Annotated in this window: 15 protein-coding genes; all 15 read left to right on the plus strand. The window is 70.7% G+C overall.

The window, feature by feature from the left end:
* The first annotated feature begins 85 nt into the window (after positions 1 to 85).
* The 15 genes from LRP67_RS12740 to LRP67_RS12810 all read left to right on the plus strand — a co-directional run bounded on the left by LRP67_RS12740 (position 86) and on the right by LRP67_RS12810 (position 13745).
* The gene (locus LRP67_RS12740) at positions 86 to 859 is read left to right on the plus strand and encodes an ABC transporter permease (protein ID WP_231270541.1); all 774 of its coding nucleotides are present in this window, start codon (positions 86 to 88) and stop codon (positions 857 to 859) included.
* A gap of 10 nt (positions 860 to 869) precedes the next feature.
* Positions 870 to 1700: an MlaE family ABC transporter permease gene (locus LRP67_RS12745; RefSeq protein ID WP_374107418.1), complete on the plus strand. Its 831-nt coding sequence runs from the start codon at positions 870 to 872 to the stop codon at positions 1698 to 1700.
* A gap of 12 nt (positions 1701 to 1712) precedes the next feature.
* Positions 1713 to 3062: an MCE family protein gene (locus tag LRP67_RS12750; RefSeq protein WP_231270542.1), complete on the plus strand. Its 1350-nt coding sequence runs from the start codon at positions 1713 to 1715 to the stop codon at positions 3060 to 3062.
* On the plus strand, positions 3062 to 4144 hold the full coding sequence (locus LRP67_RS12755; RefSeq protein ID WP_231270543.1) for an MCE family protein: 1083 nt from the start codon (positions 3062 to 3064) through the stop codon (positions 4142 to 4144). The genes LRP67_RS12750 and LRP67_RS12755 overlap by 1 nt, the downstream gene beginning before the upstream one ends.
* Complete coding sequence (locus LRP67_RS12760; RefSeq protein WP_231270544.1) at positions 4141 to 5124, plus strand: MCE family protein; 984 nt, start codon at positions 4141 to 4143, stop codon at positions 5122 to 5124. Before LRP67_RS12755 ends, LRP67_RS12760 begins: the two co-directional genes overlap by 4 nt.
* Before the next feature lies 1 nt (position 5125).
* Positions 5126 to 6310: an MCE family protein gene (locus LRP67_RS12765; protein WP_231270545.1), complete on the plus strand. Its 1185-nt coding sequence runs from the start codon at positions 5126 to 5128 to the stop codon at positions 6308 to 6310.
* A complete protein-coding gene (locus LRP67_RS21490) occupies positions 6307 to 7674 on the plus strand; it encodes an MCE family protein (protein WP_308189746.1) in 1368 nt (455 codons plus the stop codon). Before LRP67_RS12765 ends, LRP67_RS21490 begins: the two co-directional genes overlap by 4 nt.
* Complete coding sequence (locus LRP67_RS12775) at positions 7671 to 8939, plus strand: MCE family protein (RefSeq protein WP_231270546.1); 1269 nt, start codon at positions 7671 to 7673, stop codon at positions 8937 to 8939. Before LRP67_RS21490 ends, LRP67_RS12775 begins: the two co-directional genes overlap by 4 nt.
* Positions 8936 to 9463 (plus strand): hypothetical protein, encoded by a 528-nt coding sequence (locus tag LRP67_RS12780; RefSeq protein WP_231270547.1) that lies wholly within the window; start codon positions 8936 to 8938, stop codon positions 9461 to 9463. Before LRP67_RS12775 ends, LRP67_RS12780 begins: the two co-directional genes overlap by 4 nt.
* Positions 9460 to 10218 (plus strand): hypothetical protein, encoded by a 759-nt coding sequence (locus LRP67_RS12785; RefSeq protein ID WP_231270548.1) that lies wholly within the window; start codon positions 9460 to 9462, stop codon positions 10216 to 10218. The genes LRP67_RS12780 and LRP67_RS12785 overlap by 4 nt, the downstream gene beginning before the upstream one ends.
* A 94-nt stretch (positions 10219 to 10312) precedes the next feature.
* Complete coding sequence (locus LRP67_RS12790; RefSeq protein ID WP_231270549.1) at positions 10313 to 11305, plus strand: NAD(P)/FAD-dependent oxidoreductase; 993 nt, start codon at positions 10313 to 10315, stop codon at positions 11303 to 11305.
* Positions 11306 to 11326: 21 nt separating this feature from the next.
* Positions 11327 to 11518 carry a ferredoxin gene (locus tag LRP67_RS12795; protein ID WP_231243761.1) on the plus strand — a complete coding sequence of 64 codons (192 nt, stop codon included), beginning with the start codon at positions 11327 to 11329 and terminating at the stop codon, positions 11516 to 11518.
* 15 nt (positions 11519 to 11533) lie between these two features.
* On the plus strand, positions 11534 to 12439 hold the full coding sequence (locus tag LRP67_RS12800; protein ID WP_231270550.1) for a 3-oxoacyl-ACP reductase: 906 nt from the start codon (positions 11534 to 11536) through the stop codon (positions 12437 to 12439).
* An 11-nt stretch (positions 12440 to 12450) separates the two neighbouring features.
* On the plus strand, positions 12451 to 13206 hold the full coding sequence (locus LRP67_RS12805; RefSeq protein ID WP_231270551.1) for an SDR family NAD(P)-dependent oxidoreductase: 756 nt from the start codon (positions 12451 to 12453) through the stop codon (positions 13204 to 13206).
* Between the two features lie 41 nt (positions 13207 to 13247).
* Complete coding sequence (locus LRP67_RS12810) at positions 13248 to 13745, plus strand: pyridoxamine 5'-phosphate oxidase family protein (protein ID WP_231270552.1); 498 nt, start codon at positions 13248 to 13250, stop codon at positions 13743 to 13745.
* Positions 13746 to 13760 lie beyond the last annotated feature (15 nt).

Here is a 13760-nt window from a genome sequence, read left to right on the forward strand (position 1 = left end):
GCGTGACCACTGCGGTCATGTCTCGTTAGCCAAGAACAAGAACACGTTCTATTGTGGCGGTCGTCGCACTGACGGGGAGGTACGAATGGCGTTCAGCGCTGTGTCCGTCCTCCGTGGACCCGGCGAGCTGGCGGCCATGACGGTCGACGTCGCGAAGCTGAGCTTCACCACGCGGTTCCAGCTGCGCGAGTTCATCGAGCAGGCCTGGTTCATCACCAGCGTCACGCTGATGCCGACGATCCTGGTCTCGATCCCGTTCGGCGCGGTCATCTCGCTCCAGGTCGGCAACCTCACCGGCCAGCTGGGCGCCCAGTCGTTCGCGGGCGCGACCGCCGTGCTCGCCGTCGTCCGCGAGGCCGCGCCCATTGCGGCGGCGCTGATCATCGCCGGGGCGGCCGGCTCCGCGATCTGCTCCGATCTGGGCGCCCGCAAGATCCGCGAGGAGATCGACGCCATGGAGGTCCTCGGCGTCAACCCGCTCGCCCGCCTTGTCGTGCCCCGGGTCGCCGCGACCATGTTCGTGGCGCTGATGATCATCGGCATCGTGATCGGCGCCGGCATCGGCGGCGGCTACTTCTTCACCGTGATCGTCCAGGGCGGCTCGGCCGGCGCCTTCCTCTCCTCGTTCACGGCGCTGGCCTCGCTCTCGGACCTCTACATCGCTATCGTCAAGGCGGTGGTCTTCGGCGGCATGGCCGCGGTCGTGGGCGCCTACAAGGGGCTCAATGCCGGCGGCGGTCCCAGCGGCGTCGGCCGGGCGGTCAACGAGTCGGTGATCGTCGCCTTCATGCTGCTCTTCTTCATCAACGCGATCATCACGGCCATCTACTTCCAAGTCGTCCCACCGCCGGGGCTCTGAGATGGCGACCATGGGGACGATCGCCGGAGCGGTCATCGACGGACGACGCAGGTCGCTGGAGGCCTACGGCGACCAGCTGATGTTCTACGTCAAGGCGCTGGCCTGGACGCCGCGCGCGATCCGCCGCTACCCGCGCGAGATCACCAACACCCTCGCCGAGGTCTCCTTCGGTGCGGGCGGCCTCACGCTCATCGCCGGCACCGTCGGTGTGATCGCGTTCCTCTCCTTCTTCGCCGGCACCGAGGTCGGCATCCAGGGCTACGCCTCGCTGAGCCAGCTGGGCGTCGCAAAGTTCAGCGCGTTCATCTCCGCCTACTTCAACACCCGCGAGGTGGCTCCGCTGATCTCCTCGATCGCGCTGGCCGCCACCGTCGGCTGCGGCTATACCGCCCGCTTGGGAGCGATGCGGATCTCCGAGGAGATCGACGCGCTCGAGGTCATGGGCATCCCGTCCCTGCCGTTCCTCGTCACGACGCGGATGATCGCGGCGTTCATCGCCGTCATCCCGCTGTACGTCGTGGCGCTGAGCGCCTCCTACCTCTCGCCCCGGCTGATCACGACCATGATCTACGGCCAGTCCTCGGGCACCTACGACCACTACTTCCTGCAGTTCCTGCCGCCCATCGACATCCTGTGGTCGTTCTTCAAGCTGCTCTTCCTGGCCTCGGCGATCATCCTGATCCACTGCTACTACGGCTACACCGCCTCCGGCGGTCCGGCCGGCGTCGGTACTGCGGTCGGTCGCGCGATCCGCACCAGCATCGTGTTCACCGTCGTCGCCGACTTCTTCCTCAGCTTCGCCATCTGGGGCTCCACGACCACCGTCCGGATCACGGGGTAGCCGGGGATGGGCATGCTGGTCAACGTCCACCACGACAGCCCGGCGGAGCACCGCCGGCTGCTGGTCGCGGGGGTCGTGTTCCTCGCCGTCATGTCGGGGCTGGTGTGGTTCTCGATCGCGGTCTACCAGAAGAAGTTCGACACGGTCACCACCGTCACGATCAAGGCGGACAAGGCCGGGCTGCAGCTGGCGAAGTTCGGCGACGTGAGACTCAACGGTGCCCTGGTGGGGCAGGTCCGCAGCGTCGAGCAGGACGGCGAGCAGGCATCCATCGTGGTGGCGCTGGAGCCGGCGTCGGCGAAGGAGATCCCCGACAACATCGAGGTCGAGATCCTGCCGACCACGCTCTTCGGGCAGAAGTTCATCTCCTTCGTGCGGCCGCAGTCCCCGTCGAGCACGCCGCTGCGCGACGGCGACGAGATCCCGGCCGACCGCGTGGACACCAACGTCGAGCTGAGTCGGATCCTGGCTGAGCTGTTCCCGCTGCTGCGCGCGGTCCAGCCGGCCGACCTCAACGCCACCCTCCATGCCCTCGCCACGGCGCTGGAGGGCCGCGGCGAGCAGATCGGGGCGACCCTCGACCGGCTCGACGGCTACCTCGGCGCGATCGACCAGAGCCTGCCCACCCTCCGCGAGGACCTGGTCACGCTGGCCGACGTCGCCGACGTCTACGACGGTGCCGCTCCGGACCTGCTCGGGGTGCTGCGCAACCTCACCGTCACCAGCCGGACCGTGCTCGACCAGCGCACGCAGCTCGACGTCTTCTTCGGCGACGTCGGCGGGCTCTCCGACACCACGACCCGCATCCTGGCCGACAACGAGGACGACCTGATCCGCCTGGGCCAGGTGACCGAGCCGGTCCTGAAGCTGCTCGACGTGTACTCGCCGGAGTTCCCCTGCCTGATCCGCGGGGCGGCTCGCTACAAGCCGGTGCTCGCCTCGACGTTCGAGGGCAAGCAGGTCAAGCAGTTCATCGAGTTCGGGACCGCCCAGTACCGCGCCTACGACCAGCGCGACCTGCCCGAGTACGGCGAGGTCGGCCATGGGCCGTGGTGCTCAGGGCTGCCCTTCCCGCCGGTGCCGATCGGTCCCAACGCGTTCAAGGACGGCTCGGACCTCGACGACAACCCGCCGACCAGCGACCTGCCGCCGATCCCCCTGCCCGGTCTCACCCGCCAGGAGCTCATCAGCACCTCCCAGCGCGGGTTCGGCGCCGGCATGTCCAGCGGGTACGCCGGCAGCGAGGCCGACCAGGCCGTCGTCAACGCCGTGCTGGCCGGCGAGTCCGGCCGGTCGGCCGACAGCTACGGGTCCCTAGGCTCGCTGCTCTTCGGCCCCGTCCTGCGCGGGGATGAAGGCTGATGTCGCGCAACTCGGTGACCATCGCCTCGGGCGTCAAGCTCGCGATCTTCACGGTGGTCTCGATCCTGGTGACCGGTCTGCTCGCCGCGATCATGGGCAACATCGGGTTCGGTGCCGGCCGGGAGTACCAGGCCGTCTTCACCACTGCCTCGATGCTGGAGAAGGGCGACGACGTGCGCGTCGCGGGGGTCAGCGTCGGCGAGGTCAAGAAGGTCGAGCACTTCGAGCGCAACCATGCCCTGGTCACCTTCCGGGTCAAGGCCGACGTCCCCCTGACAACCGCCTCGCGCGCCGAGATCCGCTTCCTCAACCTCGTCGGCGACCGCTACCTCGCGCTGGAGGAGGGAGCCGACTCCGAGGCCGACGCACTCGGCGACGGGGAGCGGCTGCCGATCGACCAGACCAGCCCGGCGCTCGACCTCACGACGCTGTTCAACGGCTTCAAGCCGCTCTTCCAGGCCCTGCAGCCCGAGCAGGTCAACGAGCTCACGATGAACCTGATCCAGGTCCTGCAGGGCGAGGGCGGGACGATCAGCGGGCTGCTCGAGCACACGGCGTCACTCACCAACACGCTCGCGGACCGCGACCAGCTGATCGGGCAGGTCATCGACAACCTCGGCACCACCCTCGAGACCGTCTCCAGCCGGCGCGAGCAGCTCTCGGAGCTCGTGCTCGAGCTCAAGGGCTGGATGGGCGACCTGGCTGCAGACCGGTCCGTGATCGGCTCCTCGCTGGGCAACATCAGCGACCTCACCGTCGTGCTGGCCGACCTCCTGCGCGAGGGTCGCCCGGTCATCAAGGCCGACATCGCCGAGCTGCGCCAGCTCGCCGCGCTGCTCAACAAGAAGACCAACCGAGACCAGCTCGTCGAGCTGCTGGACCGGCTGCCGGAGTCGATGACCGACCAGACCCGGACCGGCACCTACGGATCCTGGTACTCCTACTACATCTGCGGGTTCTCGGGGAACATCACGCTGCCCGAGCTCGACATCCCCGGCATCCCGCCACGACTGCTCAACCAACTGCTCGCCGGGCTCACCGACATCGAGTTCCACTCCTCGGCCAAGAGGTGCAACCGATGAGCCGGCACAGCGACGCCCGGATCCTCCGGCTGGGAGCGATCACGCTGGTCGTGATGCTCGTGATCATGGCCGCAGCCTTCAACCTCTCGAGGTTCCCCGGCTTCGGCGGCACGTCGTACACCGCGGAGTTCAGCGACGCGAGCGGCATCCACCGCGGCAACATGGTGCAGGTCGGCGGCATGCGCGTCGGCCGCGTCCAGGACGTCACCCTCGAGGGCGCGAAGGTGGTCGTGAAGTTCGAGGTCGACAACGGCGTCGAGTTCGGCACCGAGAGCGAGGCCTCCATCGAGGTCCTCAACCTGCTGGGAGAGAAGTACCTCGAGCTGACCCCCGCCGGCGACGGCCAGCTCGACCAGGACACCGCGATCCCGGTCGAGCGCACCGAGTCGGCCTACGACATCGTCGGCGTCTTCGGTGACCTGACCCAGACCACCGAGGACATCGACAAGTCGCAGCTCGTCGAGGCGCTCGGCGTCGTGGCCGACACCGTCGACGCGGCCGCCCCCGAGATCGAGGCATCCTTCGAGGGCATCGCCCGGCTCTCGCAGACCGTGGCCTCCCGCGACGAGCAGATCAAGGGGCTCCTCGCGAGCTCCAAGGACGTGAGCGCGCTGCTCGCCCGACGCGGCGGCGACCTCGTCGACCTGATGAAGAGCAGCGACCTGGTCTTCGCCGAGGTGACGCGCCGCAGGGAGGCGATCCACCTGCTGCTCGTCAACGCGCGGTCTCTGGCCGTGGAGCTGCGGGGCGTGGCCGAGGACAACCAGGCCCAGATCGGCCCCGCCCTGGCCGAGGTCGACCAGCTGCTCGGGCTGCTCAACTCCAAGGAGAAGGAGCTCAAGGCCACGCTCGCCGCACTGGGGCCCTACGTGTCCATCCTGGGCAACATCATCGGCACCGGCCCGTGGTTCGACGCGTACGCCGTCAACCTGGCCGGCATCCCCACGGGCGAGTTCCTGCCCGGACCGTTGGGGGGCTGAGGTGCTGAGCAAGGTCAGCGTCAAGGTCGTCGCCCTGGTGGCCGTGCTCGTCGTCCTCGCGGCGACGCTCCTGGTCCGGGGCGACACCACCGAGACTCGCACCGTCACCGCGCACTTCCCCCGGGCGGTGAGCGTCTACGTCGGCACCGACGTGCGGATCCTCGGCGTCAACGTCGGCGAGGTCACCGAGGTCGCCCCTGAGGGCGAGTCGGTGCGCGTCGAGATGGAGTACGACGCCACCTACGACGTGCCGGCCGACGCGCAGGCCGTGGTGGTGACCCCGACGCTCGTGGCGGACCGCTTCGTCCAGCTGACCCCGGTCTACACCGAGGGCGCGACGATGGACGACGGCGCCGAGATCGCACTCCCCGCCACCGGCGTGCCCGTCGAGCTGGACCGCATCTACGCGGCTCTGCGCGACCTGACCCACACGCTCGGGCCCAACGGGGCCAACGCCGACGGCACGCTCGACAACCTGCTCGAGGCGGGCGCCGAGGGCCTGGACGGACAGGGCAGGCGCGCCAACGAGATGATCCGCAGCCTCGCGGCCGCCGCCACGACGTTCGGTGAGGGCAGCGGCGACCTGTTCGACACCGTCACCCAGCTCGCCGAGTTCACCGACACCCTCGCCACCAACGACAAGCTGGTGCAGGCGTTCATGAAGGACCTCGCCGGGGTCTCGAACCAGCTCGCCGCCGAGCGAGAGGAGCTCGAGGCCGCGCTGGCCTCGGTCGCCGACGCCGTGGGCACGGTAGAGGGGTTCGTGCGCGGCAACCGCAAGGCACTGGTCCAGGACGTCGAGCGCCTCACCAGCGTCGTGCGCACGATCAGCTCGGAGAAGGACAACCTCGACGACGCCCTGCGGATCGCGCCCGTCGCGATCGGCAACCTGGTCCTGGCCTACAACTCCGAGTCGGGCACCATCGGCTCCCGGATCGGGGTCCAGGGCAACGTCTGGGACGCCGACGGGTTCCTCTGCTCGGTGGTCCAGCAGTCCGAGCTGCCGCGTCCGACCAAGAACCTCGCCTGCCAGATCTTCGAGGTCCTGCTGGAGCAGATCACGACCCAGATCGACACCACGGTTCCCGGCACGGGCGCCGCCCGGCAGCGGGTGGCCCAGTCGCAGTCGCCACCGCAGCGCGCGGTCGAGCCGACGCTCGACACCCTCCTGGGAGGCGCCCCGTGAGACCTGCCGCCCGCCGCCGCTGGCCCGCCGTGCTCGCCGCTCTCGCCCTCCTGACGACCGGGTGCGAGTTCGACGGCGCCTACGACCTGCCGTTGCCGGGCTCACCGGTCGAGGCGGACCACTCCTACGAGATCACCGCGGAGTTCCGCGACATCCTCAACGTCGTCCCGCGCTCGCCGGTCATGGTCGACGACGTGACCGTCGGCGAGGTCACCGAGGTGGACCGCGTCGGGTGGCACGCCCAGGTGACCCTGCGCATCCGCGACGACGTCGAGCTGCCCGACAACGCGATCGCCGACATCCGCCAGGTCAGCCTGCTGGGGGAGAAGTACGTCGCCCTCGAGTCGCCCGCCGACGGCGCCAGCGCCAACCCGCTGGGCGAGGGCGACCACCTGCGCCTGGAGTCCACCGGCCGCAACCCGGAGGTCGAGGAGGTGCTGGGCGCACTCTCCTTCCTGCTCAGTGGTGGCGGCGTGGCCCAGCTCGGCACGATCACCGAGGAGCTGAACCACGTGATGGGCGGGCGCACCGAGAGGATGCGGCACCTGCTGGGCTCGCTGGAGAGCGTCGTGGGCACCCTCGACGAGCAGAAGGGCGACATCATCAGTGCCCTGGAGTCCCTGAACAACCTCACCGCGACCCTCAACCGGGAGCGCCGGACGATCACGGGCGCCCTCGACGTCGCCGGTCCCGCGATCAAGGTGCTCGGCGACCAGCACGACGAGCTCGTCGCCATGCTGAGGTCGCTGGACCGCCTCGGTGTCGTGGGCACCCGCGTCATCACCGCCAGCAAGGACGACATCATCGCGTCGCTGCGCCACCTCCAGCCCGTCGTCAAGCGGCTGCGCCAGGCCGGCGACAAGCTGGCGCCCGGTCTGAACCTCCTGGTGAGCTTCCCGTTCCCGCAGGAGGCCTCGGAGATCGTCCTGGGCGACTACGCCAACACCTCCATCCGGGCCGACATCAACCTCGCCAACTTCTTCTCCGCCGGCGGCGGCGGTCCGCTGCCCGACCTGCCCGACCTCCCGCTCCCGGGGCTGCCACCCGACCTGGCCAACCAGGTGCTCGACTGCCTGGCCAGCGGCAGCCTGTCCAGCAAGGCATGCGTGAAGGTCCTGGCCAACCTGACGCTGCTCGCCGAGCTGGTCGAGCGCTGCACGCGGGCGACCAACGCCGACAACCCCGTGTGCGTGGCGCTGGCCGGCCTGCAGGACGGCGAGATCGAGCTGCCGGACCTCGGCCTGCCCGGCGGGCTGTCCGGGCTGGGGCGCGGAGGGCTGTCGCGCCTGAGCCGCTCGCTCACCGACGCGACGCCGAGCACGGCGCCATCGGCCGAGTCGCTCTACGGAGGTGAGACCGGATGACCCGCGCCGGCATCAAGGTCCGACTCGTCGCGTTCGCCGTGCTGAGCGCGGTCGGCATCGTCTACATCGCCGCCTCCTACCTCGGCCTGGTCGACCGTGCTCTGGGCCGGGGGCTCACGGTCCAGGCCACGCTCCCGACGTCCGGCGGCCTCTTCGAGGGCAGCGAGGTGACCTACCGCGGCGTCAAGATCGGCAAGGTCTCGAAGATGACGCCGACCGAGGACGGGGTGACGCTCGAGCTCGAGCTCGCCGACGAGACCCGGCTGCCCCGGGACGCCCCGATGTACGTGCACAACCTGTCGGCCGTGGGGGAGCAGTACCTCGACTTCGAGCCACCCGACGACGACGGCCCGTACGTCGAGGACGGCGACACCCTCGCCGGGTCGGCAGAGTCCCTGCCTGTCGACGAGGCGGACCTGCTCGTGGAGCTGGACGCGTTCGTCAGCTCGGTGGACAAGCAGAACCTGCAGACCGTCGTCGCCGAGCTCGGGGACATGTTCGAGGACACCGGCGTCCCCCTGCAGCGGCTCCTCGACGGGGGCGGGCAGTTCATCGACGAGGCGGCCGCGCACACCGACGCGACCATCCGGCTGCTCGAGACCGGGCTCACCGTGCTGCGGACCCAGCGCGCCCAGGGCGAGAACATCCGCTCCTTCTCCCGCGACCTGCGGCTGCTCACCGACGCACTGCGGCGCGCCGACCCGGACCTGCGCGCCACGCTGCAGGGCACGCCCGGCGCCGCCCGGGAGGTCGAGGCACTCCTGAGCGACCTCGAGCCCACGCTCCCGGCGCTGCTCGGCAACGCGGTCAGCGTCAACCAGGTGGTGGTCTCGCACCTGGCCGGGCTGGAGCAGCTGCTGGTGACCTTCCCGCGCACGATCGCCGGTGGCTTCACCGGCACCGACGACCAGGGGTACGGCCACGTGAGCCTGCAGTTCGACCAGACGCCGCCGTGCACGGCCGGCTACAAGCCGCCCAGCGAGTGGCGCCCGCCCAGCGATCTGACCGACGCCCCGATCTACCCCGCGCAGTGCACCAGCGGGCCGCCGTACGTCATGCGCGGGCCGAAGTACGTGCCCGGCGCGCGCAGGACGGCCTCGCCGCCGCGCGCGTACGGTGGCTCCTACGACCCCGTGTCGGGCGTGCTCGACGGGGCGGTGGACCGCAACGGTGGGGCTGTGCGCTACGTCGACCCGGGCGACCTGGCGATCCTGGGGGAGGACTCGTGGAAGTGGCTGCTGATGGGGCCGGTGGCCGGCCGGTGACCTCCTCGAGCGAGCCGGCGCGTCGCGCCCCGTGGCTGGAGGTCGTCCTCTACGGGCTGGCGCTGGTGCTGGCGGCCGCGTGCGTGGCCGGCGGCGTCGCGACGTACCGCGCCCACGAGGACCGCCAGGACGCGAAGGTCGAGCAGGAGCGCTACGGCGACGTCGTCGCGGCGGCCACCGGGGTGGCCGAGGCGCTGGTCAACCTCGACTACCGCGAGCTCCAGTCGACCTACGACGCCGTGACCGCGGGGGCGACCGGCGCCTTCCTGAAGGAGTACCAGAGCTCCTGGAAGGACCAGGAGAAGATCTTCGCCCAGGCCAAGTCGATCTCGACCGGGAAGGTTCGCGCCGCGGCCGTGTCCAACATCGACGCAGACAGTGCGACCGTGATGGTCGCGACCCAGGGCACCACGCGCAACACCGCCACCGGCGAGGACCCGCAACAGCGGCGCTTCCGCTTCCGGCTCGACGTGGTCCGGGTCGACGGCGAGTGGCGCACCGAGAAGCTGGAGCTCGTCGGATGAGCGCCCCCCGCCCCCCGCGCCGGCCGCCCCTCGGTTCGCGGACCCCCGTCTCGCGCCCGCGCAAGGTCGCCGGACGGCAGGCGTCGCCGGGGGCGGCGGGGGAGGACCCCCGCACCGAGGAGCCCGAGGTCCTCGCCGGGCCCGAGGTCCTCGAGCCCGAGCCGCTCCCCGACGCTGACCCGCCCGGCGGGGTCGAGGAGGCCGACGAGGCCGACGAGGCCGACTGGCCCACCGAGGAGGCGCGTCGTCCCGGGCCGCGGCGGGCGACCGCCGTCCTGGTCTCCGCGGTCGTGCTGCTCGCCGCAGTGGCCGGCGGCGAGGCGTTCTACCTGTGGGGCACCGACGACCCGGTCGTCTCCTCCTCGCGCCCGGTGGTCGTCGGACAGGTCAACGCGGCCTCGGCCGTCGACGTCGCCGCGACGGCGGCCAAGGAGATCTCCCAGTGGTCCTGGGAGACCTACGACGAGGACACCGAGGCCGACGCGGCGCTGATGACCAAGGAGTTCGCCCGTGACTTCCGCAAGACCAAGGCGGACGCCCGGGGGCGGGTCCTGGCGCAGAAGACCGCGGTCACGGCCGAGGTCGCGATGCAGGGCGTCGTCCGGGCGTCGCCCGAGCAGGTCGTCGCTCTGGTCTACCTCGACCAGTCCAGCACCAGCGACGGCAAGGACTCCCGGTTCAGCCAGTACATGATCCTGGTGACCGTCGTCCGCACCGGGTCCGGATGGCTCGTCTCCAAGATGCAGACGTTCTGATAGCGTCAGAACTAGAACATGTTCCAGTAACTGTCTCGGCGCGCCTCACCGCACGGTGGTTGAGCCCGGTTCCCGAGCACGGAAGGATCGCGACGTGACCACACCTGCGCCGTCGACCGGCCCGAGCGTCGAGACCGACCTGCTGATCATCGGAGCCGGCCCCACCGGCCTGTTCGCGGCCTATTACGCCGGGTTCCGCGGACACCGGGTCGCCGTCGTCGACTCGCTGCCCGAGCTCGGTGGCCAGATCACCGCGATGTACCCGGAGAAGCAGATCCTCGACGTGGCCGGCTTCCCGAGCGTCAAGGGCCGCGACCTGGTCGAGGGGCTGGTCAGCCAGGCCGCGACCGCCGACCCGCACTACCTGCTCGACCGTACGGCCGCCACTCTCGTCCACGACGACGACGGCGTGACCGTCGGGCTCGACGACGGCACCCAGGTCCGCGCCGGCGCGGTGCTGATCACCGCCGGCATCGGCAAGTTCAGCCCGAGGCCGCTGCCGGCGCAGGGTGACTGGCTGGGCCGGGGCCTGGAGTTCTTCGTGCCGAGCTTCGCGCCGTACGCCGGCAAGGACGTGGTCATCGTCGGGGGCGGCGACAGCGCCTTCGACTGGGCGGTCCACCTCGAGCCCATGGCACGGTCGGTCACGCTGGTCCACCGCCGCGACGCGTTCCGTGCCCACGAGCGCACCGTGCAGCAGGTGCGCGGGTCCTCGGTGCGGATCATCACCAAGGCCGAGGTGAGCGCGATCAGCGGCGAGCACACCATCGAGTCCGTGGACGTCACCGTGGACGGTGAGACCATGCGGCTGCCGACCCAGGCGGTCGTCGCGGCCCTCGGCTTCGTCGCCGACCTGGGTCCGTTGCAGACCTGGGGGATCGACGTCCTCAAGCGGCACATCGTCGTCGACCCGGCGATGCGCACCAACCTGCCGCGCGTGTTCGCGGCGGGCGACATCACCGAGTACCCCGGCAAGGTGCGCCTGATCGCGGTCGGCTTCGGCGAGGCGGCGACGGCCGTCAACAACGCCACCGTCGCGATCGACCCGACGGCCAAGGTGTTCCCAGGCCACTCGTCCGAGGCCTGACCCAGGCTCATAGGAGGCAGCATGAGGATCAAGGTCGACTTCGACCTCTGCGAGTCCAACGGCCTCTGCGAGGCCATGGCGCCGGAGGTGTTCGAGCTGGACGACGACGACTTCCTCCAGCTCAAGACCGAGCAGACCACCGACGAGAACGTCGAGAGCGTGAAGCGTGCCGTCGCGGCCTGCCCGCGTGCGGCGATCTCCCTGACCGACTAGCCCACGAGGAGCCGCATGACCCCGACCGACCTCTCCCTGGACGGCCGGGTCGCCGTCGTGACCGGGGCCGGCGCCGGCCTGGGCCGCGCCGAGGCGCTCGCCCTGTCCGCCGCCGGCGCCCGGGTGGTCCTCAACGACCTGCCGGGGGCCGCCGACGAGGCGGCCGAGGCGATCAAGGCGGGGGGCGGCGAGGTGAGCATCGTCGAGGGGGACGTCGCCGAGCGCGCGACCGCCGACGCGATGGCGGCGGCCGCGGTCGACGGCTTCGGCTCGCTCGACATCGTCGTCAACAACGCCGGCATGACCCGCGACCGGATGCTCTTCAACATGAGCGACGACGAGTGGGACGCGGTCATCCGGGTCCACCTGCGCGGGCACTTCCTGCTCTCGCGCAACGCCGCGGCGTACTGGCGCGCGAGGTCGAAGGAGACCGGAGGGCCGGTCTACGCCCGCGTCGTCAACACCGCCTCCGAGGCGTTCCTGGGCGGCTCGCCGGGGCAGGCCAACTACGCCGCCGCCAAGGCCGGCATCGCCGCGCTCACCCTCTCCACGGCCCGCGGCCTCGGCAGGGTCGGCGTGCGCGCCAACGCGATCTGTCCCCGGGCCCGCACCGCCATGACCGCGCAGGTCTTCGGCGAGGACGACTCCGGCCTCGAGGTCGACCCGTACTCGCCCGAGCACGTCGCCCCGCTGGTCGCCTACCTCGCCTCGCCCGCCGCCGAGTCGATCACCGGCCAGGTCTTCGTCGTGTACGGCGGGATGGTCGCCCTGGTCGCGGCGCCGGTGCTCGAGCAGCGCTTCGACAAGGCCGGGACGGCCTGGACGCTCGAGGACCTCGACCGGCAGCTCGGCGGGTACTTCGGCGACCGGGACCCGGGCCGTGGGTTCGCCGCCGACTCGATCATGCAGCTCACCATCTAGAGGAGGACCAGATGGGTCGACTCGACGGCAAGGTCGCCATCGTGACCGGCGGCGCGCAGGGCCAGGGCGCCGGCATCGCCCGTGCCTACGTCGCCGAGGGCGCGCGCGTCGTGATCGCCGACGTCGCGAAGGAGCAGGGGCAGGCGCTGGCCGACGAGCTGGGCGGCGACGCCCACTTCGCCGCGCACGACGTCAGCGAGGAGGCGTCCTGGGCCGCCGTCGTCGAGGAGACCCACGCCCGCTTCGGGCCGGTCGGCGTGCTCGCCAACAACGCCGGCATCCTGCGCTTCGGCGACATCGAGCGCATGGGCTCCGACGAGGTCGAGCTGCTCTGGCGGGTCAACCAGCTCGGCTGCTTCCTCGGCATGCAGGCGGTCAGCCGCACCATGCGCAAGAACGGCGGCGGGTCGATCATCAACGCCTCCTCGGTCGAGGGCCTGGCCGGCATGGCCGGCTGCACGGCGTACGCCGCGACCAAGTGGGCGATCCGAGGCATGACCAAGTGCGCCGCGATGGAGCTGGGGCCGAAGGGGATCCGGGTCAACTCGGTGCACCCCGGCATGATCGACACCCCCATGACCCGGGTGCACGGCGGTGACGCCGCGATGGAGTACGGCGCGTCCCGGGTGCCGCTGCGCCGGGTCGGTCGCCCCGAGGACGTCGCGCCGCTCTACGTCTTCCTCGCCAGCGACGAGTCGAGCTACATCAACGGCGCCGAGATCGCCGTCGACGGGGGCGTCACGTCCACCCACGCGTTCGGGGGGTGAGCCGGGTCACGCTGACAGCGTCACTGTGACAGTCTCTGCCCATGGCCAACCAGCGAGCACAGATCGTCATGAGCCACGACGAGGTCGTGGAGTTCCTGCACCAGCAGCGCAGCGCCACCGTCGCCACCCTCGGGCCGCAGGGCCGACCGCACCTGGTGGGCATGTGGTACGCCGTGCACGACGGCCACGTCTGGATCGAGACCAAGGCCAAGTCCCAGAAGGTGGTCAACCTGCGCCGCGACCCGACCATGTCGTTCCTGGTCGAGGCCGGCCACACCTACGACCAGCTGCGCGGGGTCGCCCTGGAGGGCACCGGCGTGGTGGTCGAGGACCCCGACGTGGTGTGGGAGGTGTGCGTCAACGTGTTCGAGCGCTACCACGCGCCGTACACCGAGGAGCTCAAGCCGTTGGTCGAGCTCATGGCCAAGAACCGCGTGGTGGTCCGCCTCGACCCCGTGCGCACCCGCAGCTGGGACCACCGCAAGCTCGGCCTCGCCCCCGTGGACCTCGGCGGCTCCACCGCCGCGTTCCTGCAGTAGCGAGTGGCCCAGAAT

The sequence above is a fragment of the Nocardioides sp. cx-169 genome (assembly GCF_021083605.1).
In the GTDB taxonomy this organism is placed as follows: Bacteria; Actinomycetota; Actinomycetes; order Propionibacteriales; family Nocardioidaceae; genus Nocardioides.

Excerpts from the sequence above, each read along its gene's own strand:
- LRP67_RS12760 (WP_231270544.1), top strand. The coding sequence starts at position 4,141 with ATGAGCCGGCACAGCGACGCCCGGATCCTCCGGCTGGGAGCGATCACG.
- LRP67_RS12795 (WP_231243761.1), top strand. The coding sequence starts at position 11,327 with ATGAGGATCAAGGTCGACTTCGACCTCTGCGAGTCCAACGGCCTCTGC.
- LRP67_RS12810 (WP_231270552.1), top strand. The coding sequence starts at position 13,248 with ATGGCCAACCAGCGAGCACAGATCGTCATGAGCCACGACGAGGTCGTG.
- LRP67_RS12750 (WP_231270542.1), top strand. The coding sequence starts at position 1,713 with ATGCTGGTCAACGTCCACCACGACAGCCCGGCGGAGCACCGCCGGCTG.
- LRP67_RS12785 (WP_231270548.1), top strand. The coding sequence starts at position 9,460 with ATGAGCGCCCCCCGCCCCCCGCGCCGGCCGCCCCTCGGTTCGCGGACC.
- LRP67_RS12775 (WP_231270546.1), top strand. The coding sequence starts at position 7,671 with ATGACCCGCGCCGGCATCAAGGTCCGACTCGTCGCGTTCGCCGTGCTG.
- LRP67_RS12755 (WP_231270543.1), top strand. The coding sequence starts at position 3,062 with ATGTCGCGCAACTCGGTGACCATCGCCTCGGGCGTCAAGCTCGCGATC.
- LRP67_RS12740 (WP_231270541.1), top strand. The coding sequence starts at position 86 with ATGGCGTTCAGCGCTGTGTCCGTCCTCCGTGGACCCGGCGAGCTGGCG.
- LRP67_RS12805 (WP_231270551.1), top strand. The coding sequence starts at position 12,451 with ATGGGTCGACTCGACGGCAAGGTCGCCATCGTGACCGGCGGCGCGCAG.
- LRP67_RS12800 (WP_231270550.1), top strand. The coding sequence starts at position 11,534 with ATGACCCCGACCGACCTCTCCCTGGACGGCCGGGTCGCCGTCGTGACC.
- LRP67_RS12745 (WP_374107418.1), top strand. The coding sequence starts at position 870 with ATGGGGACGATCGCCGGAGCGGTCATCGACGGACGACGCAGGTCGCTG.